The sequence below is a fragment of the Caulobacter sp. SRI_014 genome (assembly GCF_057586315.1).
In genome coordinates, this window is sequence record NZ_JBYCZQ010000012.1 from 1 (window position 1) to 21,578 (window position 21,578).

Sequence of the window (21,578 nt, forward strand, 5' to 3'; positions counted from 1 at the left end):
CCGACCCCGGCGCCCGCCGCGCCGGTGGCTGCTGCTCCGGCTGCTCCGCGTCCCGCCGCTCCGGCGCCGCAAGCGCCTCGTCCGGCCGCGCCAGCCGCGCCGCCGGCCGCCGGCCAGACCCGCACCTATGAGCCCTCGCGCGACCGTCGCGACGACCGCTCCAGCACCACCACCTACCGGCCCCCGGCCAGCGGTGGAAACTTCAACCAGCGCGCCCCGCGCCTGGACGCCACCAGCTTCGGTCAGCGGGCTCCCCGCCCCGAAGGCGACCGTCCGCAGCGCGTCGACAACCGCGATCCGCGCGGCCCCGACAACCGCAGCGGCGACAACCGTGGCGGCGACCGTCCGCAACAGACGGTCCGCTACTCGGCCCTGGCCCCGCGTCCGGCGCCGCCGCGTCCCGGCGCGCCCCGTGGTCCGCGCCCCGGCGCCGGCCTGGCGCCCGACGCGCCCTCGACGCCCGAAGTCCAGCGCGCCACCCGCTCCGCGCCCCGCCCCGGCGGCGCTGTCACCGACCGCCGTCCGGACGAGGATGACGATCGTCGTCGCGGCCCCGGTGGCCCCGGCGCCGGTCCGGGCAAGGCTGTCAGCCGCACCAAGGGCGAACCCAAGCGCCGCGAAGGCCGCCTGACCATCCAGGCCGTGGCCGGTGACGACGAGGGCGCGGTTGAACGTATGCGTTCCTTGGCCTCGGTCCGCCGGGCTCGCGAACGGGAAAAGGAAAAGCGCCGTGGCGGCGCCACCGAACAAGCCCGCGCGGCCCGCGAGGTCATCATTCCCGATGTCATCACCGTTCAGGAGCTGTCCAACCGGATGGCCGTGCGCGGCGTCGACATCATCAAGATGCTGATGCGCCAGGGCGTGATGCTGAAGATCAACGACGTCATCGACAGCGACACCGCTGAACTGGTGGCGACCGAGTTCGGCAACACCGTCCGCCGCGTCTCCGAAGCCGACGTCGAAGAGGGCTTCCTGGACGCCGAGGATCACGACGAAGCGCAGGAAGTCCGGCCCCCGGTCGTGACCATCATGGGCCACGTCGACCACGGCAAGACCAGCCTGCTCGACGCCCTGCGCACCACCGACGTGGCGGCGGGCGAAGCCGGCGGCATCACCCAGCACATCGGGGCCTACCAGGTCCGCCTGGCCGACGGCCAGCGCGTCACCTTCCTCGACACCCCTGGCCACGCGGCGTTCAGCGCCATGCGGGCCCGCGGCGCCAACATCACCGACATCGTCGTGCTGGTGGTGGCGGCTGACGACGGCGTCATGCCCCAGACCATCGAGGCCATCCAGCATGCGAAGGCGGCCGGCGTGCCGATCATCGTGGCGGTCAACAAGATGGACAAGGACGGCGCCGATCCGACCCGCGTCATCAACGAGCTGCTGCAGCACGAGATCGTCGTCGAAAGCCTGGGTGGCGAAACCCAGATCGTCGAGGTCTCGGCCAAGACCCGCGCCGGCCTCGACAACCTGATCGAAAACATCCTGCTGCAGGCCGAAGTCCTCGACCTGAAGGCCAACGCCGATCGCACCGCCGAAGGCGTGGTCATCGAGGCCAAGCTGGACAAGGGCCGCGGCGCCGTCTCCACCGTGCTGGTCAAGCGCGGCACCCTGAAGAAGGGCGACATCGTCGTCGCCGGCGCCTCCTACGGCCGGGTTCGCGCCCTGCTCAACGAGCGCAGCGAGCAACTGAACGAAGCCGGCCCCTCGACCCCGGTCGAGATCCTCGGCCTCGACAGCACCCCGTCTCCGGGCGAGGCCTTCGCCGTCGTCGAGAGCGAGGCCCGCGCCCGCGAGCTGACCGAATACCGTCAGCGGGTGAAGCGCGAGAAGTCGGCTGTCGGCGGCGTCGCCGGCGCCAGCCTGGCCGACATGATGGCCAAGCTCTCGGCCAAGAAGGTCAACGAGCTGCCGCTGGTCATCAAGGGTGACGTGCAGGGTTCGGTCGAAGCCATCGTCGGCTCGCTGGACAAGCTGGGCACCGACGAAGTCCGCGCCCGCATCATCCTGCAAGGGGCCGGCGCGATCAGCGAAAGCGACGTCCAGCTGGCCAAGGGCGCCAACGCCCCGATCATCGGCTTCAACGTCCGGGCCTCGGCCCAGGCGCGGGCCCTGGCCGAGCGTGAAGGCGTTGAGATCCGTTACTACGCGATCATCTACGACCTGATCGACGACATCAAAGGCGTCATGTCGGGGATGCTCTCGCCGATCCAGCGGGAAACCTTCCTGGGCAACGCCAAGGTGCTGCAGGCCTTCGACATCTCCAAGGTCGGCCGCGTCGCCGGTTGCCGCGTCACCGAAGGTGTCGTGCGCCGCGGCGCCAAGGTCCGGATCGTCCGCGACAACATCGTCGTGCTCGAACTCGGCACCCTGCAGACCCTCAAGCGCTTCAAGGACGAGGTGGCGGAAGTCACCAACGGCATGGAGTGCGGCATGGCCTTCGCCGGCTTCCAGGACATCCGGGAAGGCGACGAGATCGAATGCTTCACCGTCGAGGAAGTGGCGCGGTCGCTGTAGCGAACGGCTCCGGTTTCCGGAAAGAGTCGAAAGGCGCGGATCGCAAGGTCCGCGCCTTTTGCTTTGGGTTTCGCCGCGCGGTGCGCGAAGCGCCCATAATTCTACCCGGGGAAAATTATTCGCCCCGGACAGGCCGCCCGCCGCGCGCCTCGCGAACGTTGTCATCGGCCACCACAAACAGGCCTACAAACCCCGCGCCCGTATCAACGTCCCGCCTACGCCGGCAGCTACCTCCACAAGGCCCGAACCCACGCCGGAGCCAACGTTTCCACGGCTTTCGCTTCCCCGCCCCGGATGCCGCCTTTTTTCGTAGGCCGGCGGATCGGTGGTACAATGGTTCGACGCTTCGGTAAGCCGGACGTTGACCGCCACGCCCGTGTCGCGGAAAAGCCTGAAGTCTGTTCGACGCTTCCCGGCCGGAGACGACCGTATGCGCCTGTTTCGCGTAACTGCCCTGATCGGCCTGATGGCCATCCTGAGCGCCTCGTTGAGCGCCTGCGCCACCGCCACGCGGCTGGATGCGGCCGGCGATGTCCATGCCCTGCTGATCGCCATCCGCGACAACGACAAGACGGCTTTCAATTCCCATGTTGATCGCCAGGCGCTGAAGGCCTCCATCGAGGCCCGGCTGGTCGATGAGGCCGGCAAACGCACCAAGGACGAGAACCTGCGGGCTCTTGGCGCGCTTGCAGCGCCTTACCTGGCCGAGGCCGCCGACAAGGCCCTGATCCAGCCCTCGACCTTCCGCAGCGTGGCCTATCAGTACGGATACAAGCCCGGCCAGCCGATCCCCGGACAGGTGGCCATCGCCGGCGCGCTGAAAGCCATGCCCGATGGCCGTGTTTGCGCCACAAAATCGAAGGATGGGCCGTGCGTGCTGATCTTCACGCGCACGGACGGGGTCTGGAAGCTCTCGGGGTTCGAGGGTGACGTCGCCGACCTGCGCGGCAAACGTCGATAGGGGCTTCATGTACCGTTCGCTTCTCCTCGCCGGCCTGACGGCTATTTCCGTTGTCGCCATGGCCGCGCCGGTCCAGGCCGCCGACAAGCGGATGGTGACCTTCGACAGCGCCTCCTCCGAGGCGCGCCGGCTGACCGGCGCCGGCCTGACCTTCGTCTTCACCCGCCAGTATTTCCGCACCAACATCCTGGCGGTGCGGGCCACCGCAGTGCCGGTCGGCGTGGTGCCCAGGCCCTCGCGCGACGACACCATCAACCGCCAGCTCGACGGCCTGATGGGGCCGGACGCCGGGCGCGGCGAGCTCTACGAGATCGATCCCGAAAAGGCAGAGGGCAAGGTGATGATCGCCGCCTTCTGCCCGGGCTCGAGCAAGGGCTGGCTGGCCGTCGGGCCGGTCTACACGCGCAAGCCCCTGCGTGTTCACGCCTTCGGCGACGACGGGGCCGGCGGGGTCAAGCTGTGCGCGGCCATGGACTTCACCTGGCGCGGCGAATGGATGATGCCCAAGCCCAAGGGCGGCAACACCCGGGCGGCGGTCACCAAGCCGACCTATGGACGGCCTAACGACTGATTTTATTGGCTTCGGCGCTTTCGTTTCGCCTACCCTCGTTCAACGGGCGGAGGGCGAGACATGGCCGACAAGGACATCCTGAAGAGCTGGGCCGAGGCCCGGTTTGACGACGGGCGCTGGACCCGGACCTATTTCCGCAAGGGGTCCGGGCCGGCGGTGATCATCATGCATGAGATCCCGGGCCTGCATCCGGGCGTCGTCGCCTACGCCGAGAAGGTCGTGGCCTCGGGCTTCACCGTCTTCCTGCCCAGCCTGTTCGGCCAGCCGGGCAAGCCGATCTCGACGGGCTACGGCGTCACCGAGATCCTGCTCAACATCTGTATCCGCCGCGAGTTCGACGTCTGGAACAGCGGCCGCTCCAGTCCCATCGTCGACTGGCTGCGGGCCCTGGCCCGCAAGGCCCACGCAGACTGCGGCGGCAAGGGCGTCGGGGCCCTGGGCATGTGTTTCACCGGCGGCTTCGCCCTGGCCATGATGACCGAGCCCAGCGTGGTGGCCCCGGTGCTGAGCCAGCCGTCCATGCCGATGGGCAAGAAGAACCGCGACCAGATCGACTGCTCGGCCGCCGAGTTCAGCTGCGCCAAGCGGCGCTTCCAGGAAGAGGACCTGTCGATGATCGGCCTGGCCTTCCACGGCGACCCCTTCGTCCCGGCCGAACGCATGGACATGCTGGAGCGCGAGCTGGGCGACCGCTTCGAAAGCCACCGCATTGCGCCGGAGGACGGCCTGCAGGGCACGGGGCGGCCGCCGCACTCGGTGCTGACCGTCCATCTTGCCAGCAGCGGCCCGACGGCGGCGGCCGAGGCGCGGACGATCGAATTCTTCCACCAGCGCCTCGACGGGTAGACTTGGGCGCGCCCCGGGACTAGAAGCCGCGCTCCCCGCCGCAGCCGAGGTTCGATCCCCCGCCGGACGCAAGGTTTTAGAGACGATGAGCCGCCACAGTCATGCCAAGGGTCGCGAGACCGGCCCCAGCCAACGCCAGCTTCGCGCCGGCGAACTGATCCGCCACGCCCTGGTCGAGGTGCTGCGCGACGAGGCGCTGGCCGAACCGGCGCTGCAGGACGTGTCGCTGACCGTCACCGAAGTGCGGCTGAGCCCGGACCTCAAGCACGCCACCTGTTTCGTCGAACCGCTGGGCGCCGGGGTCACCGGCCAGAGCACGGTCGAGGTCCTTGCCGCCCTCAACCGCGCCTCGAAGTTCCTGCGCGGCCGGCTGGCCCGGCACATCGACATGAAGTTCACCCCGGACCTGAAGTTCTTCCACGACGAGAGCTTCAACTCGGCCGCCGCCATGGACACCCTGTTCGCCAACCCGCGCGTCCAGGCCGACCTGCGCCAGAACGACGAAGACGAGTAGTGGCCCGCCGCAAGAAGGGCCTGCCGGTCAGCGGCTGGGTCAATCTCGACAAGCCCTATGACCTGGGCTCCACCCAGGCGGTCGGCAAGGTGCGCTGGCTCTACACGGCCCAGAAGGCGGGCCACGCCGGCACCCTCGATCCCCTGGCCACCGGCATCCTGCCGATTGCCCTCGGCGAAGCCACCAAGACCGTCAGCTACCTGGTCGACGCCGACAAGACCTACCGTTTCACGATTCAATGGGGCCGGACCACCGCCACCTTCGACCGCGAGGGCGCGACCACGGCCGAGTCCGATGTGCGGCCGACCCGGGAAGAGGTCCAGGCCCAGCTGGGCCAGTTCATCGGTGAGATCGAACAGGTCCCGCCCAACTTCTCGGCCATCAAGGTCGATGGCGAGCGGGCCTATGATCTGGCCCGCGACGGGGTCGAGTTCGAGCTCAAGAGCCGGCTCGTGACCATTCACGATCTGCGCATTGTCGCGGTCCCGGATGCCGACCACATCACCCTCGAAATGGACTGCGGCAAGGGCACATATGTCCGCGCCGTGGCCCGCGATCTGGCGGTCGCCCTCGGCGCCTGCGGCCATGTCAGCGAACTTCGCCGCACGCGGGTCGGGCCGTTCAGGGAAGAAACCGCGATAACACTGGAAATGTTGGAAAATTTAGGCCATAAGGCCGCGCTTCCGGAGGCTCTCCTTCCGGTCTCGACCGCGCTGGACGACATCCCGGCGCTGGCCGTTACCGCCGAAGACGCATTCCGGTTGGCTCAGGGACGAGCCATCGTCCTCCTTCCGCGACAGGTGGAAGCCTTGCGAGACCAGCTTTCGGGCGGGTCTCGGACGGTTTGTGCTTTTGAAGGAGACCGACTTGTCGCCCTGGCCGAGATGCGTGCGGGATCGCTCAATCCGGTGCGTGTTTTTCAAATCGCCTGAGCTGGAGAAATCCGATGTCGATCACGCCCGAGCGCAAAGCCGCTCTCATCACCGAACATGCCCGCACCCCGGGCGACACCGGCAGCGCCGAAGTCCAGGTCGCGATCCTGTCCGAACGGATCGCCAACCTGACCGAGCACTTCAAGGGTCACAAGAAGGACAACCACAGCCGTCGTGGCCTTCTGCAGATGGTTTCGCAGCGCCGGTCGCTGCTGGGCCACCTGAAGAAGTCGGATGAGGCCCGCTACGAGGCCCTCATCGCCAAGCTCGGCCTGCGTCGTCAGCACTAAGTAACGAGTTCGGGGGCGGGGTCCTGGTTACAGGGCCCCGCCTCTTCGCATATCCGCCCATCCCTCTCAGGTCCTGGGGGTCGGCGGCGGGGGTTCACCCCACGATTATCCGCAGAGGGTTCATCCGTGATCCTCACCGGACCTGACACTGGAGAGGATTCCGGAACTGCCTGAGGGCGCCGCCCCTGTCCGCCCCGCCGGGAATACGCCCGTCGGACCGAAAAGAAAGAAACCCAACATGTTTGAAATTCGTCGCAAGACCATCGAGTGGGGCGGCAAGTCCATCACCCTCGAAACCGGCCGCATCGCCCGTCAGGCTGACGGCGCCGTTCTGGCCACCATGGGCGAAACCGTCGTCCTGGCCACCGCCGTCTTCGCCAAGACGCAAAAGCCCGGCCAGGACTTCTTCCCCCTGACCGTCAACTACCAGGAAAAGACCTTCGCGGCCGGCAAGATCCCCGGCGGTTTCTTCAAGCGCGAAGGCCGTCCGTCGGAAAAGGAAACCCTGGTTTCCCGCCTGATCGACCGTCCGATCCGCCCGCTGTTCGTCAAGGGCTTCAAGAACGAAGTCCAGGTCGTCTGCACCGTGCTGCAGCATGACCTCGAGAACGATCCCGACATCATCGCCATGGTCGCCGCTTCGGCCGCCCTGGTCATCTCCGGCGCCCCCTTCATGGGCCCGATCGCCGCCGCCCGCGTCGCCTACGTCGACGGTGGTTACATCCTGAACCCGACCGCCGATGAGATGCAGGGTTCGAAGATGGACCTCGTCGTGGCCGGCACCGCCGACGCCGTGATGATGGTTGAATCGGAAATCCAGGAACTGGACGAAGCCACCGTTCTGGGCGGCATCCAGTTCGCTCACGACGGCATGCAGCCGGTCATCCAGGGCATCATCGACCTGGCCGAGCACGCCGCCAAGGACGCCTTCGACTTCGAACCGGAAGACACCGACGCCATCAAGGCGGCGATGAAGCCGCTGGTCGGCGAAGACATCATCGCCGGCTACAAGATCCAGAAGAAGCAGGACCGCTACGAAGCGATCGGCGCCGCCAAGAAGAAGGCCATCGCGGCCCTCGCCAAGAGCGACACCAATCCGGACGGCCATGACCCGCTGAAGCTGGCCGGCGTGTTCAAGGAACTGGAAGCCGACGTCGTGCGTCGCGCCATCCTCGACACCGGCCTGCGCATCGACGGCCGCGACGTCCGCACCGTGCGTCCGATCCTGGGTGAAGTCGGCATCCTGCCGCGCACCCACGGCTCGGCCCTGTTCACCCGTGGTGAGACCCAGGCCCTGGTGGTCGCGACCCTCGGCACCGGCGACGACGAGCAGTTCATCGACGCCCTGGAAGGCACCTACAAGGAATCCTTCCTGCTGCACTACAACTTCCCTCCCTACTCGGTCGGTGAGACCGGTCGGATGGGCAGCCCCGGCCGCCGCGAAATCGGCCACGGCAAGCTGGCCTGGCGCGCCCTGCGCCCGATGCTGCCGAGCAAGGAAGACTTCCCCTACACCATCCGCCTGGTCTCCGAGATCACTGAGTCGAACGGCTCGTCCTCGATGGCCACGGTCTGCGGCTCCTCGCTGGCCATGATGGACGCGGGCGTGCCGCTGATCCGTCCGGTCTCGGGCATCGCCATGGGCCTGATCCTGGAAAGCGACGGCTTCGCCGTTCTGTCCGACATCCTGGGCGACGAGGATCACCTCGGCGACATGGACTTCAAGGTGGCCGGCACCAGCGATGGCATCACCTCGCTGCAGATGGACATCAAGATCTCCGGGATCACCATCGAGATCATGAAGCAGGCCCTTGCCCAGGCGAAGGAAGGCCGTGATCACATCCTCGGCGAAATGAACAAGGCCATGGACGCGCCCCGCGAAGAGCTGGGTGAGTACGCGCCGAAGATCGAGACCATGAAGATCGCCGCGGACAAGATCCGTGAAGTGATCGGCACCGGCGGCAAGGTGATCCGCGAGATCGTCGCCACCACCGGCGCCAAGGTCGACATCGGGGACGACGGCACGATCAAGATCGCTGCTTCCGAGCAGTCCAAGATCGACGCCGCCCGCGACTGGATCAAGTCGATCGCTTCCGAACCGGAAGTCGGCGCGATCTACAACGGCAAGGTCGTGAAGGTCGTCGACTTCGGCGCCTTCGTGAACTTCTTCGGCGCCAAGGACGGCCTCGTCCACGTCAGCCAGATCAGCAACGAACGCGTGGCCCGCCCGCAGGACGTGCTGACCGAAGGCCAGATGGTCAAGGTGAAGCTCATCGGCTTCGACGATCGCGGCAAGACCAAGCTGTCGATGAAGATCGTCGACCAGGAAACCGGCGAAGACCTCTCCAAGAAGGAAGCGGTCGAACCGGAAGACGCCGTCAACACGTAAGACGCGCGTCTCCTGCGGAGATACGGAAAGGGCGGCTCGACAGAGCCGCCCTTTTTCGTTGTGCGACGACGGCCGCCCCTTCCAAGCTCTCCCCCCGCTTTGCGGGGGGAGGACTGCTTTGGAGCGGACGCGACAAAGCAGGAGGGGGGGGCAACTCCGTTGCAGGAGGAACCTCCCTACCGCCGGTGGGGCCCGCCTCCTGATTTCTCGCTTAGGCTCGAAATCTGTCCTCCCCCCACTTCGCGGGGGGAGAGCTTTTGACGGCGACGCTCCACAACCCCTTGCTCACAAACAGGCAATCTGTTTCTTTCCATTCATGCCCGAACGCCGCCCCAACGCCCAGCGCGCGCGTGAGACCCGCGGCAAGATTCTGTGGGCCGCGCGTCAGCTGTTCGCCGAGAAGGGCTACGCCGCCGCCTCGACCCCGGCCATCGTCACCGCCGCCAAGGTGACGCGCGGCGCCATGTACCACCACTTCGCCGACAAGGCCGCCGTGTTCGCCGGCGTGGTGGCCGCCGAGCTGGCCGACGTCGGCCAGCGCATGGCCAAGGCGGCGCTGGCCAATCCCGACCCGGTCGAGCAGCTGATCCTCGGCGGCGAGGCCTATGTGCTGGCCATGGCCGAGCCGGGCCGGCGGCGCATCCTGCTGGTCGAGGGCGCCGTCGTCCTGGGGACCGAGCGGATCGAGGCCCTGCGCGGCCAGCATCTGAAGACCCGGCTGGAAACCGGCCTGCGCCAGATCGTGGCCGCCGGCATCGTGCCCGAGCTGCCCATCGTCCCCCTGGCCGACCTGATGGCGGCCCTGTTCGACCGGGTAGCCCTGACCGCCGACCGGGAGACCTTCACCGGCTATCGCCTGGCCCTTCGCGCCTTGATCGGGGGATTGAAGCTTCCGCCGCCGGCGGCTGGGGATTTCGTGCTCGGCTAGTCGGGCCAGGTCTCTCTGCTGAGCGCCAGGACCTCGCCGGCCAGGTAGAGCGAGCCACAGATCATCACCCGGGGTGGCAGGCCCTCGACAGCCAGGGCCTGCTCAAGCGCCGCCTCGACGTTCTCGGCTGAACTGGCCCTCAAGCCGGCGGCGCTGGCGGCCGAGACCAGCCGCTGGGGCGGGCTGGCCGCCTCTGCGTTGAAGGCGGTGACGATGATGCGGGGCCCCAGGGTCCGGAAGGCGTCGAAGAAGCCCTCGGCGTCCTTGTTGGCCAGCAGGCCGCAGATCAGCACCGTCTCCCGCCCATCGCGAGCCTGCAAGGCTCGCAGGGCGTCGGCCAACGCGCGAGCGGCATGGGCGTTGTGTCCGCCGTCGAGCCAGAGGTCGGTGTTGGCGGCCCGGGCCCGGGCCGCCAGGGGCCCGGCCGTCAGCCGCTGCATGCGGGCCGGCCAGCGGGCGGTCTCGACGCCCCGGGCGATGGCCTCCTCGGGCCAATGCAGCTGCAGGGCGGCGATGGCGGCGACGCCGGCATTGGCGATCTGGTGCGGGCCGGGCAGTGACGGCATCGGCAGGTCGAGTAGCCGGTCCTGCGCCTGCACCGTCAGCCGGCCGGCCGTGACATAGGCGTCGACATCGCGGCCCATGGCGGTCAGGGGCGCGCCAAGCGCCCGGGCCCGGGCCTCGATGACTCCGAAGGCTTCCTCGCCCTGCCAGCCGGTGACGACAGGTCGCCCGCGCTTGATGATGCCGGCCTTCTCGCCGGCGATGGCGGTGATGGAGTCGCCGAGGAACTCCTTGTGGTCGTGGTCGACCGGGCAGATGACGCTGAGGGCCGGCGCCTCGATGACGTTGGTGGCGTCCAGCGAGCCGCCGAGGCCCACCTCCAGCAGGATCAGGTCCGCCGGGACCTCGCTGAAGGCCTGGAAGGCGGCCGCCGTGGTGATCTCGAAGAAGGTGATCGGCTCGCCGGCGTTGGCCTTCTCCACCGTTTCCAGCACGGCGGCCAGGTGCTCATCGGTGATCAGGGTCCCGGCCAGGCGGATGCGCTCGGCGAAGCGGACCAAATGCGGCGAGGTGAAGACATGGACCCGCAGACCGGCCGCCTCGGCCATGGCCCGCAGGAAGGCCACCGTGCTGCCCTTGCCGTTGGTGCCGGCCACATGGACCACCGGCGGGAAATGCCGCTGGGGATCGCCCAGAGCGGCGCACAGCCGCCGCATACGGCCGAGCGACAGGTCGATCAGCTTGGGGTGGAGAAGCCGAAGACGCTCGAGGGCGGCATCGTGGGGGAGCAGGTGGTCGGTCATAGCCCTCCCCCTCGAGGGGGGAGGGTTGGGTGGGGGTGTGCCACTGCGGTCATCGGGTCGATCATCAAAGGGCGCCTATGCCTCATGCGCTCCAGCGGGAAGGCCGGCGCAAACACCCCTACCCAACCCTTCCCCCTCGAGGGGAAGGGCTCATGAGCTAAGCCGCCTTGCGGGCCCGCCCCATCATCAGGGTGCCCATCAGGCTGCCGAGGATGGCCGGCAGGTCGCCGCGGGGGACCACTCGGTCGACCATGCCCTTCTCGACCAGATACTCCGACCGCTGGAAGCCCGGCGGTAGGGTCTCGCGGATGGTCTGTTCGATGACGCGCGGGCCGGCGAACCCGATCAGGGCGCCGGGTTCGGCCAGATGGATATCGCCGAGCATGGCGTAGCTGGCGGTGACCCCGCCCGTGGTCGGGTCGGTCAGCACCACGATGTAGGGCAGCTTTGCCGCTTTCAGTTCCTGGATGGCCAGGGTGGTGCGGGCCATCTGCATCAGGCTGAGCGTGCCTTCCTGCATTCGCGCGCCACCGGCGGCGGTGAAGGCGACCAGCGGACACTGGCGTTTGATGGCTTCGCGGGCGGCCGCGATGAAGGCTTCGCCAGCGGCCATGCCGAGCGAACCGCCCATGAAGGCGAAGTCCTGGACCAGCACCACGGCCGGCACGTCACGGATCCTGCCGGCGGCGATGGCCACGGCGTCCGGCGCGCCCGTCGCCTTGCGGGCGGCGGCCAGGCGTTCGGGATAGGGCTTGCCGTCGAAGAATTTCAGCGGGTCTTCCGGCACCTCGGGCGTCGGCAGAGCTTCATAGGTCCCGCCGTCGAAGGTGTACTGGAACCGTTGCCTGGAGCCGATCCGCATGTGCCGGCCGGCCGGGGTCACCCACAGGGCGGCCTCCAGGTCGGGGCGGTAGATCATCTCGCCGGTGTCGGGGCATTTGACCCACAGGTTTTCCGGCGTTTCGCGCTTGGCGAAGGCCCCGCGCACCCCGGGAGCGATCCGGCTCAGCCAGCCGCCGCTGCGCTCCTTGCCGGAGACGGGGGGACGGGTGGGCTTGTCGCCCTTGGATTCTGCCATAGCCATCGTCTTTGAAGCCTCAAGCCTGACCGACTCTCGCCGAACGCACAGCTTTCGCCAATGCCTCGGCTTTGGAAAGAACGCTTTCGGTCACGTTTTCGTTCGTCTTGCCCTCAAGAGCATCCTGAACGGCGTCGACAAAGGCCGATCCGACCACGACGCCATCGGCGACCTTGGCCACCGCCGCCGCCTGTTCGGGCGTGCGGATGCCGAAGCCGACGCAGACCGGCAGCGGCGTCGCCGCCTTGATCCGCGCCACGGCCTTGCCGACATCGCCGGCGTCGGCCGATTTCACCCCGGTCACCCCGGCCACCGAGACGTAGTAGACAAAGCCGGAGGTGCGGGCGAGCACGGCGGGCAGGCGCTTGTCGTCGGTGGTCGGCGCCGTCAGCCAGATGCGCGACAGGCCAACGGTCTCCAGGGCGTCGCCCAGTTCTTCGGACTCTTCCGGCGGACAGTCGACGATGATGCAGCCATCGACCCCAGCGTCGGCAGCGCGAGCCGCGAAGGCCTCATAGCCGGCGCTGAACAGCGGGTTGAGATAGCCCATCAGCACGATCGGCGTGTCGGCATCGGTCTTGCGGAACTCCGCGATCAGCTCGAGCGTCCGGTTGAGCGTCATGCCGGCCTTGAGCGCCCGCAGGGCGGCGCGCTGGATCGACGGCCCTTCGGCCATCGGATCGGAGAAGGCGAACCCGACCTCGATCAGGTCGACCCCGGCCTTCGGCAGGCCCTTGAGGATGTCCAGCGAGGTCGCGAAATCGGGGTCGCCGCCCATGACATAGGCGACGAACGCGGCGCGGCCCTCCGCCGCGATAGCGGCGAAACGCTTGTCGATACGGGTATTGCTCAAATCGTCCGCCCCAGGGCTTCGGCGACAGTGAAGATGTCCTTGTCGCCGCGGCCGCACATGTTCATCACGATGACGCCGTCCTTGCCGAGCTCCAGCGCCAGTTCACCAACGCGCGCCAGGGCGTGGGCCGGTTCGAGGGCCGGAATGATGCCCTCCTGCTCGGCGCAAAGCTGGAAGGCGGCCAGCGCCTCCTTGTCGGTCGCCGAGACATACTCGGCCCGACCGGTCTCGTGCAGGAAGCTGTGCTCGGGGCCGATGCCCGGATAGTCGAGGCCGGCGCTGATCGAGTGGGCGTCGATGATCTGGCCGTCGTCGTCCTGCAAGAGGTAGGTCTTGTTGCCGTGCAGGACGCCGGGGCGGCCCCCGGTCAGGGACGCGGCGTGCTCGCCGGTCTCGATGCCATGGCCCGCCGCCTCGACGCCGATCAGCCGCACGCCTTCGTCGGCCAGGAAGGGGTGGAACAGGCCGATGGCGTTGGAGCCGCCGCCGATGCAGGCGACCACGGCGTCGGGCAGGCGGCCTTCCTGGCTAAGGATCTGCTCGCGCGCCTCATGGCCGATGATCGACTGGAAGTCGCGGACCATGGCCGGATAGGGGTGCGGCCCGGCGGCGGTGCCGATCAGGTAGTAGGTGTCCTCGACGTTGGTCACCCAGTCGCGCATCGCCTCGTTCATGGCGTCCTTGAGGGTGCCGGTGCCCGAGGTGACGGGGCGAACTTCGGCGCCCAGCAGGTTCATGCGGAAGACGTTGGGCTTCTGCCGCTCGACGTCGGTGGCGCCCATGTAGACCACGCAGGGCAGACCGAAGCGGGCGCAGACGGTGGCGGTGGCGACGCCATGCTGGCCGGCCCCGGTCTCGGCGATGATCCGGGTCTTGCCCATGCGGCGGGCCAGCAGGATCTGGCCCAGCGCATTGTTGATCTTGTGCGACCCGGTGTGATTGAGCTCGTCGCGCTTGAAGTAGATTTTCGCGCCGCCGTAGTAGGCGGTGAGCCGCTCGGCGAAATAGAGCGGGCTGGGGCGGCCGGTGTAGTGCTTGTGAAACCAGGTCAGCTCGGCCTGGTATTCCGGGTCGGCCTTGGCGGCGGCGTAGGCCTCGCCCAGGCCCAGGACCAGCGGCATCAGGGTCTCGGCGACGTAGAGACCGCCGAACTCGCCGAACTTGCCGCGCGCGTCGGGCAGCGCGTTCCAGTCATTAGGTTTAGCGGGGGCGTTCAAAGGGTGCTCACAGACTGCGGACGGCGTCGAGGAAGGCCTTGATCAAGGCGCTGTCCTTTATCCCCCGACCCCGCTCCACGCCAGAGGAAACGTCCGCAATCGGGGCATTTGAGAGGGCCAAAGCCTCCTTCACATTCCACGGGTCGAGGCCGCCGGCCAGGAAGTGTGGCCGCGCGTAGCGTTTGCCGGCCAGCAGGGTCCAGTCGAACCGCGCGCCCATGCCCCCCGGCAGGTCGCTGCCGGTCGGCGGCCGGGCGTCGAACATGAGGTGGTCGGCGAGGCCATCCCATTTGTCGGCAAGCGCGATGTCGGAGGCGTCGGTGACCGGGAGCACCTTGATGATGCCGACGCCCGACCGGGTGCGGATGGCCTGTGCCCGGGCGGGCGTCTCGTCGCCATGCAGCTGGATGAACTCCGGCCGCATCGCCTGGACGATGTCATCGACCAGGGCGTCGGACGGATCGACCGTCACCGCCACTAGCGAGGGTGGGCGACGCGGCCCATCGCGCCGGGCCTGGATGGCCAGGCGGCCGGCGGCTTCGGGGGTCAAGTAGCGCGGTGAGGCCGGAAAGAAGTTCAGCCCCAGCCAGGCCGCGCCGGCGGCCATGGCGGCCTCGACCGTCTCCGGAGTGGAGAGGCCGCAGATCTTGGCGTCAGCCATCAGAGGCAGCCCGGCGCCGCGCTCTGGCGGGTGATGGTCTCGTTTTCTTCGAAGGCGTAGCCGCCAGGGCCCGATTTGATCTGGCGCTGGGTCAGGACGACGGCCAGGCCGTCCGTCGCCGCCGTGGCCTGGGACGATAGTTCCTCGGTATAGCCCTTGGCCTCGATCCCGGTGCGGCTCAAGCGGGCGAAGGTCAGACGGCAGAGGGCGTCATCGACCGAGATCACCTTGACGGTTCCGTCCCGGACCCAGGTCGAGCCGTCCTCAAGGCGCTCCTGAATGGTCGGCAGGGTAAGGGGCTCGTTCGGCACCCGCGGCTCGAACATGCCGGCCAGATCCGTGACGTCGGCCGCCATCCAGCCGGGCAGGCCGTCCGGGGTGGCCATCAGGCTGTCGAACAGTTTGGCGAGCACGTCCTGAAGCTCCGGCGCACCGTTCTGGCGCTTGAGGTTGGCGGTGACTGCGGCCCGCACTGCCGGCCCATTGAGGGCTTCGCCCGGATGCAGGCCGATCACGGTGCGGAACTCCAGCGGCACGCCGACGAACGCGTTCATGATCTGCTGGATGCCCGGCTCGCGCGGGTCTTCGATCGTCACCTCTCGCAGGGTGTAGCGCAGCACCGGCTGACCACTGGCCGCATCAACCGACACGATGTCGAGGTCGAACCGAAAGCGGCTCGACTGGCCGCCCGGGCGTTCTCCACCCGTCTCGCTGCTCTTGGTTTCGGAGACAAAGCTGTAGTGATCGCCGGCCTTGAAGGGCCGAACCTGCACATTGAACAGCCCGCCCTTGGGCGTTGGGATATGCACAGCGGGCGGCGCCGCCAGGGCGGGCGTGCAGAACGCCAGGGCCGCGATGACCGCGAGCCGAACCGAAGCGCGCATCTTTAGGCCTTTTTCGCCGCGGCCGGCTTCTTGACCGCCGGCTTGCGGACCACGGCCTTGACCGGGGCCGCCTCAGCCTTGACTGGAACTACCTTGGGGGCAGGAGCCACCGCCTTCTGCGCGGCCAGCAGGTCGCGGATTTCGGTCAGCAGGGCCTCGCTCGGCGTGGGAGCCGGCTCAGCCGGCTCGGGCGCCGCCGCTTCCTCGCGGCGGGCGGCGTTGACCAGCTTGACCATGATGAACACCGCCAGGGCGACGATCAGGAACTGGATGATGGTGTTGATGAAGGCGCCGTAGGTGATGGCCACCTCGGCGGTCTTGGTGGTCACATCTTCCGGGGCGAGGACGATCTTCAGGTCTGAAAAGTCGACCTTGCCCAGGGCCAGGCCGATCGGCGGCATGATGATGCCGTCGACGAAGACGGTGACGATCTTGCCGAAGGCCGCGCCGATAATGACCCCGACCGCCAGGTCGATGACGTTGCCGCGCGAGATGAATTGCCGAAATTCGCTGACCACACTCATGACCAAGCTCCGCTGATAGGCGGGCTCTAGTCGGCGTTCAGCCGGGCCCGCAGTTCCTTGCCGCTCTTGAAGAAGGGCACATGTTTGGCCCGCACGTCCACCGTTTCCCCGGTTCGGGGGTTGCGGCCCGACCGGGCGGGACGCGAACGCACCGAGAAGGCGCCGAAGCCGCGCAGCTCGACACGGCCGCCGTCTTCCAGCGCCGCGATCATCTTTTCGAGGATGACGCCAACGACGCGCTCGACATCGCGCTGTGTCAGGTGCGGGTTTTCCGCCGCCAGACTGGCGATCAGCTCGGACTTGATCATGCTATCCCCGGTATCCCCAGCCTCACGGCGTCGCGACCTTTGCCTAACTCACCTTGAGTCTTCAAGGGGTTGCGTGAAATTTGCGGCTGTTAAAACCGGATCAAGCCTGCCGACCTATACTCAAGTCGAGTACAGGCGCTTAAACATGCAGCATTCCCCCGAGGCGCGAACCTCAGCCCCGGCCGCGACCGGCCTGGACGCCATGCGGGGTCCTCGCGTGCGCGCCCGGCTGGCGGCCTCGGTCGGGGTCGATCTGATCATCGACGGGCGACTGCGTCCGGCCATCAGCCTGAAGGAAGGCGCCCTGCGTGGCCGGGCCCTGAGCTACGGGCTGGTCGAGGCCGATCCTGACAAGCGACGCCTCGACGTCACCAGCCTGAACTTCGTCGACGCCGAGCGGGTCGATCTCGCCGTCATCGACGCAGCTTTCGCCGCCCTGGATCCGGCCGAACAGGGCGAGCGGCCGCCGCTGCTGTTGCTGCCGGTCAGCTGGAGCACCCTGCGGGCCGAGAAGCCGCGCCGCCGCCTCCTGCGCCGGGTCGCCGCCGGCCAGATCGATCATGGGGTTCTGGCTGTCTGCGAGGTGCTGGGCCTGGAACCCGGCGTGCCGCGCGGCGCCATCCGGGAGGCCGTTGGAGCGCTGATGCCCATCTTCCGCGGCGTGCTGGCCCGCACCCGGCCCCGGCCGGCGCAGGTGCGCCATCTGACCGACTGCGGCTTCACGGGCGCGGCCATAGAGGCCGACGGCCTGGATGGCGCCGAGAACGAGGACGCCATGCTGCGGCGGGTGCTGCTGCTGCAGACTATCGGCCCGACGGTGCTGATCCATGGGGTCCGCTCGGTGGCGGCCCTGGCCGTCGCCCGCCACGCCGGGGCCAGCTGGGCCAGCCTCGATATCCAGCCCGGCGGCGAGAGCCTGATGGCGGAAACGAAAACGGCGGCCGGGTCGCCCCGGCCGCCGCTCTACGTAGATGCTCAATAGGCTTGAAGGTTAGTCCTTCGAGGCCTTTTCGCGCAGGGCCGCGCCGAGGATGTCACCCAGCGAGGCGCCCGAGTCGGACGAACCGTACTGTTCGATGGCTTCCTTCTCGTCGGTCATTTCCAGAGCCTTGATCGACACCGAGACGCGGCGAGCGGCCTTGTCCACGGCGGTGACCTGGGCGTCCACGCGGTCGCCGACGGCGAAGCGTTCCGGACGTTGCTCCTGACGATCGCGCGACAGGTCCGACTTGCGGATGAAGGCGCTCATCGGGGCGTCGTCTTCACCAAACTTCACTTCGATACCACCCGAGGTGACTTCGGTGACGGTGCAGGTGACGGTCTGGCCCTTGCGGAAGCTGTCGCCGGCCATCGGATCGCCGGCCAGTTGCTTGACGCCCAGGCTGATGCGTTCCTTCTCGACGTCGACGTCGAGAACGCGCGCCTTGACCATGTCGCCCTTCTTGTACTTGGCCAGGGCTTCTTCGCCCGACACGGCCCAGTCCAGGTCGGACAGGTGGACCATGCCGTCGATTTCCCCGTCCAGGCCGATAAACAGGCCGAACTCGGTGGCGTTCTTGACTTCGCCTTCGACGGTCGAACCGATCGGGTGATCGGCCAGGAACTTCTCCCACGGGTTGGCCGCGGCCTGCTTGAGGCCCAGGCTGACCCGGCGCTTGGAGCTGTCGACGTCGAGCACGATGACGTCCACTTCCTGCGAGGTGGAGACGATCTTGCCGGGGTGGACGTTCTTCTTGGTCCAGGACATTTCCGAGACGTGCACCAGGCCTTCAACGCCGGCTTCCAGCTCAACAAACGCGCCGTAGTCGGTGATGTTGGTGATGCGGCCGGTGAACTTGGCGCCGACCGGGTACTTCGCTTCCACGCCGTCCCAGGGGTCGGACTGCAGTTGCTTCATGCCGAGGCTGATGCGCTGGGTGTCGGGGTTGATCTTGACGATCTGGACTTTCACCGTGTCGCCGACCGCGAGCACCTGGCTCGGGTGGTTGACGCGCTTCCAGCTCATGTCGGTGACGTGCAGCAGGCCGTCGATGCCGCCCAGGTCCACGAACGCACCGTAGTCGGTGATGTTCTTGACGACGCCTTCGCGGATTTCACCCTCTTGCAGCTGGCTGACCAGCTCGGTGCGCTGTTCGGCGCGGGCTTCTTCCAGGATGGCGCGACGCGAGACGACGATGTTGCCGCGCGGACGGTCCATTTTCAGGATGGCGAAGGGCTGTTCCTTGCCCATCAGCGGGCCGACGTCGCGCACCGGGCGGATGTCGACTTGCGAACCGGGCAGGAAGGCGCTGGCGCCGCCCAGGTCGACGGTGAAGCCGCCCTTGACGCGGCCGACGATGGCGCCGTTGACCGGCTCGTTGCGGGCGAAGACTTCTTCCAGACGGGTCCAGGCTTCTTCGCGCTTGGCTTTTTCGCGGCTGATGACGGCTTCGCCGAGGGCGTTCTCGACGCGCTCGAGGAAGACTTCGACGGTGTCGCCGACCTTCAGGGTGGCCTTGCCGTCGGCGTCGACGCCGAATTCCTTGACGCTGATCCGGCCCTCGGTCTTCAGACCGATGTCGATGATCGCGACGTCCTTTTCGATCCCGACGACCTTGCCCTTGATCACGGTGCCTTCAGCGAAGTCGCTGGCGCCGCCAAGGCTTTCGTTGAGAAGCGCCTCGAAGTCGGCGGTGGTCGGGTTGAAGTTCATATCATCAGCCATGTGGCTACTTACGTCTCTGTTGGGGAACGAGGACGCGCGCAGGGGCGGAGTCCGGACGTTCGGTTTTTCAGGGTAATGGTGTTGGCCCGCTTGCCGCGCGGTTGGATTAGCCCCCGGTTCTTTTTCAAGAACCTCGAGCGCGCGCGACTTCGACAATGCGGCGGGCCGCATCGAAGGCGCGGTCTATATCCATTTCGGAGGTGTCGAGCAAGACCGCGTCCTTGGCGATGATCATCGGACTGTCACTGCGGCCGCTGTCCCGTTCGTCGCGGATGTGGATGTCGGCGAGGATGTCTTCGTAGGCCACCTGCTCGCCCTGACCGGTCAACTGCTTCCAGCGGCGGTTGGCCCGGACCTCGGGCGAGGCGGTGACGAACAGCTTCGCATCGGCGTGGGGGGCGATGACGGTGCCGATATCGCGGCCGTCGATGACCACGCCCGGTTCCTGGGCGGCGAAGCTGCGCTGGAACTGGCGCAGAGCCTCGCGGACGGGCGTGTAGGCGGCCACCCGGCTGGCGGCCTCGCCGGCGGCGCGGGTGCGGACCTCGGGGTTTTCCAGGGTGGCGGGATCAAGGGTCAGGGCGACGCGGGTGGCGTGGGCCATGTCGCCAAGCTCACCCCCCTCGGCGAGGACGCGCACCCCGACGGCCCGGTAGAGCAGGCCGGAGTCGAGGACGGGGTAGCCGTAGAGGGCGGCCAGCCTGGTGGCGATGGTGCCCTTGCCGGAGGCGGCCGGGCCGTCGACGGCGATCACGAAACCCATCAGCCGAGTTCCCCGCCAAGGCCGGTCATGAGTTCCACAAACCCCGGGAAGCTCGTCGCGATCATGCCCGGCTCATCAACCTCGACGTCGCCCTGCGCCGCCAGGCCCAGCACGAGATGGCTCATGGCGATGCGATGGTCACCATGGGTGATGACGCGGGCCCCGCCCCGCACCGGGTGGTTGCCGCCAGCCGTGCCAACGACGGTGAAGCCCTCCGGCTCCTCCTCGACCCCGACACCGCAGGCAGCCAGGCCACCCGCCATCAACGCGATCCGGTCGCTCTCCTTGACCCGCATCTCGCCGACGCCGCGCATCACCGTCGAACCGGAAGCGAAGGCGGCGGCCACGGCCAGGATGGGATACTCGTCGATCATCGCCGGGGCCCGTTCGGGCGGCACGACGACGCCGGTGAGGGCGGAATGGCGGGCGGTGATGTCGCCGACCTCCTCACCGCCAGCCTCGCGGCGGTTTGTGATCGTCAGATCGGCCCCCATCTCGACCAGGGTGTCGAACAGGCCGGTACGGGTGGCGTTGAGCATGACGCCCTCGACGGTCACCTCGGATCCGGGCGTGATCAGGGCCGCGACCAGCGGGAAGGCGGCCGAGGAGGGGTCGGCCGGGACGTCCACGTGGCAGCCGTTCAGTTTCTGGCCGCCGGCCAGCTTGATCAGCCGGCCTTCCGGCTGGTCGGAAACCTCGACGGTCGCGCCGAAGGCCCGCAGCATCCGTTCGGTGTGGTCGCGGGTGGCTTCCGGCTCCAGCACATAGGTGTCGCCGGCAGCGTTCAGGCCGGCCAGCAGCACGGCGCTCTTCACCTGGGCCGAGGCCATCGGCAGCACGTAGCGGATTGCGGTCAGATGGCCGCCGCTGAGGGTCAGGGGCAGGCGCTCGCCCTGGCGCGACAGCCATTTGGCCCCCATCAGGCCCAGCGGGTTCAGCACCCGGCCCATCGGCCGCTTCTTCAGCGAGGCATCGCCGGTGAAGGTGGCGCGGACATCGAACCCCGCCGCCGCGCCCATGATCAGCCGCACCCCGGTGCCGGCATTGCCGCAGTCGACGATGTCGGCCGGCTCGGAAAAGCCGCCCTTGCCCTCGACGGTCCAGGCTTTTTCGCCGGTGCGGGTAACCGTCGCGCCGAAGGCCTGCATGGCCCGGGCGGTGGCCAGCACGTCGTCGCCTTCCAACAGACCGGTGATGGTTGTCGTCCCCGAGCTGAGCGCCCCCAGGATCAACGCCCGGTGGGAAATCGACTTGTCGCCGGGGACCCGGATGGTCCCGCGCAAGGCCGCGCCGGGGCGGGCTCGGAGGGCGGCGGTGGTCATGCCGAG

General features: G+C 68.0%; 20 protein-coding genes and 1 pseudogene. 10 read left to right on the plus strand and 11 right to left on the minus strand.

Features of this window, described 5'->3' with window-relative positions; all coding sequences use genetic code 11:
* The 9 genes from infB to AC2YG9_RS19655 all read left to right on the plus strand — a co-directional run.
* Positions 1-2,520, plus strand: a 2,520-nt coding sequence (infB, locus tag AC2YG9_RS19615) for a translation initiation factor IF-2 (protein ID WP_487299687.1), incomplete at its 5' end; no start/stop codon positions are given.
* 430 nt (positions 2,521-2,950) lie between these two features.
* Positions 2,951-3,481, plus strand: a complete 531-nt coding sequence (locus AC2YG9_RS19620; RefSeq protein ID WP_487299688.1) for a DUF2939 domain-containing protein — start codon at positions 2,951-2,953, stop codon at positions 3,479-3,481.
* 7 nt (positions 3,482-3,488) lie between these two features.
* On the plus strand, positions 3,489-4,052 hold the full coding sequence (locus AC2YG9_RS19625) for a hypothetical protein (RefSeq protein ID WP_487299689.1): 564 nt from the start codon (positions 3,489-3,491) through the stop codon (positions 4,050-4,052).
* A gap of 60 nt (positions 4,053-4,112) precedes the next feature.
* Positions 4,113-4,898 carry a dienelactone hydrolase family protein gene (locus AC2YG9_RS19630; protein ID WP_487299690.1) on the plus strand — a complete coding sequence of 262 codons (786 nt, stop codon included), beginning with the start codon at positions 4,113-4,115 and terminating at the stop codon, positions 4,896-4,898.
* A gap of 85 nt (positions 4,899-4,983) precedes the next feature.
* Positions 4,984-5,412 (plus strand): 30S ribosome-binding factor RbfA, encoded by a 429-nt coding sequence (gene rbfA / locus AC2YG9_RS19635; RefSeq protein WP_487299691.1) that lies wholly within the window; start codon positions 4,984-4,986, stop codon positions 5,410-5,412.
* Complete coding sequence (gene truB, locus AC2YG9_RS19640) at positions 5,412-6,344, plus strand: tRNA pseudouridine(55) synthase TruB (RefSeq protein ID WP_487299692.1); 933 nt, start codon at positions 5,412-5,414, stop codon at positions 6,342-6,344. Before rbfA ends, truB begins: the two co-directional genes overlap by 1 nt.
* A gap of 14 nt (positions 6,345-6,358) precedes the next feature.
* Positions 6,359-6,634, plus strand: coding sequence for a 30S ribosomal protein S15 (gene rpsO / locus AC2YG9_RS19645; protein WP_487299693.1), 276 nt, complete (start codon positions 6,359-6,361; stop codon positions 6,632-6,634).
* A 238-nt stretch (positions 6,635-6,872) separates the two neighbouring features.
* The gene (pnp, locus tag AC2YG9_RS19650) at positions 6,873-9,023 is read left to right on the plus strand and encodes a polyribonucleotide nucleotidyltransferase (protein ID WP_487299694.1); all 2,151 of its coding nucleotides are present in this window, start codon (positions 6,873-6,875) and stop codon (positions 9,021-9,023) included.
* Between the two features lie 316 nt (positions 9,024-9,339).
* Positions 9,340-9,951 (plus strand): TetR/AcrR family transcriptional regulator, encoded by a 612-nt coding sequence (locus AC2YG9_RS19655; RefSeq protein ID WP_487299695.1) that lies wholly within the window; start codon positions 9,340-9,342, stop codon positions 9,949-9,951.
* On the opposite strand, the gene AC2YG9_RS19660 is transcribed toward AC2YG9_RS19655, so the two are convergent.
* From AC2YG9_RS19660 to AC2YG9_RS19695, 8 genes and pseudogenes are all read right to left on the minus strand, one after another.
* Positions 9,948-11,258: a bifunctional folylpolyglutamate synthase/dihydrofolate synthase gene (locus AC2YG9_RS19660; RefSeq protein ID WP_487299696.1), complete on the minus strand. Its 1,311-nt coding sequence runs from the start codon at positions 11,256-11,258 to the stop codon at positions 9,948-9,950. The genes AC2YG9_RS19655 and AC2YG9_RS19660 overlap by 4 nt on opposite strands.
* Positions 11,259-11,415: 157 nt before the next feature.
* Positions 11,416-12,342 (minus strand): acetyl-CoA carboxylase, carboxyltransferase subunit beta, encoded by a 927-nt coding sequence (gene accD, locus AC2YG9_RS19665; protein WP_487299697.1) that lies wholly within the window; start codon positions 12,340-12,342, stop codon positions 11,416-11,418.
* 13 nt (positions 12,343-12,355) lie between these two features.
* Positions 12,356-13,189 (minus strand): tryptophan synthase subunit alpha, encoded by an 834-nt coding sequence (gene trpA / locus AC2YG9_RS19670; protein ID WP_487299698.1) that lies wholly within the window; start codon positions 13,187-13,189, stop codon positions 12,356-12,358.
* On the minus strand, positions 13,186-14,406 hold the full coding sequence (trpB, locus tag AC2YG9_RS19675; protein ID WP_487299699.1) for a tryptophan synthase subunit beta: 1,221 nt from the start codon (positions 14,404-14,406) through the stop codon (positions 13,186-13,188). Before trpB ends, trpA begins: the two co-directional genes overlap by 4 nt.
* A 7-nt stretch (positions 14,407-14,413) precedes the next feature.
* Positions 14,414-15,067, minus strand: a complete 654-nt coding sequence (locus AC2YG9_RS19680) for a phosphoribosylanthranilate isomerase (RefSeq protein WP_487299700.1) — start codon at positions 15,065-15,067, stop codon at positions 14,414-14,416.
* Entirely contained in the window at positions 15,067-15,951 is an 885-nt protein-coding gene (locus AC2YG9_RS19685; protein ID WP_487299701.1) for a hypothetical protein, read from the minus strand. The genes AC2YG9_RS19680 and AC2YG9_RS19685 overlap by 1 nt, the downstream gene beginning before the upstream one ends.
* A 122-nt stretch (positions 15,952-16,073) precedes the next feature.
* Positions 16,074-16,475: pseudogene (mscL, locus tag AC2YG9_RS19690) on the minus strand (large-conductance mechanosensitive channel protein MscL); the annotation flags it as partial.
* 26 nt (positions 16,476-16,501) lie between these two features.
* Complete coding sequence (locus tag AC2YG9_RS19695) at positions 16,502-16,783, minus strand: integration host factor subunit beta (protein ID WP_487299702.1); 282 nt, start codon at positions 16,781-16,783, stop codon at positions 16,502-16,504.
* A 145-nt stretch (positions 16,784-16,928) separates the two neighbouring features.
* Between AC2YG9_RS19695 and AC2YG9_RS19700 the strand changes: the two genes are divergently transcribed.
* A complete protein-coding gene (locus AC2YG9_RS19700) occupies positions 16,929-17,765 on the plus strand; it encodes a hypothetical protein (protein WP_487299703.1) in 837 nt (278 codons plus the stop codon).
* Between the two features lie 9 nt (positions 17,766-17,774).
* Here AC2YG9_RS19700 and rpsA read toward each other — a convergent pair whose 3' ends face one another.
* The 3 genes from rpsA to aroA form a co-directional block, all read right to left on the minus strand.
* Positions 17,775-19,487, minus strand: a complete 1,713-nt coding sequence (gene rpsA, locus AC2YG9_RS19705) for a 30S ribosomal protein S1 (protein ID WP_487299704.1) — start codon at positions 19,485-19,487, stop codon at positions 17,775-17,777.
* 124 nt (positions 19,488-19,611) lie between these two features.
* The gene (gene cmk / locus AC2YG9_RS19710) at positions 19,612-20,250 is read right to left on the minus strand and encodes a (d)CMP kinase (RefSeq protein ID WP_487299705.1); all 639 of its coding nucleotides are present in this window, start codon (positions 20,248-20,250) and stop codon (positions 19,612-19,614) included.
* Positions 20,250-21,572 (minus strand): 3-phosphoshikimate 1-carboxyvinyltransferase, encoded by a 1,323-nt coding sequence (aroA, locus tag AC2YG9_RS19715; RefSeq protein ID WP_487299706.1) that lies wholly within the window; start codon positions 21,570-21,572, stop codon positions 20,250-20,252. Before aroA ends, cmk begins: the two co-directional genes overlap by 1 nt.
* Positions 21,573-21,578 lie beyond the last annotated feature (6 nt).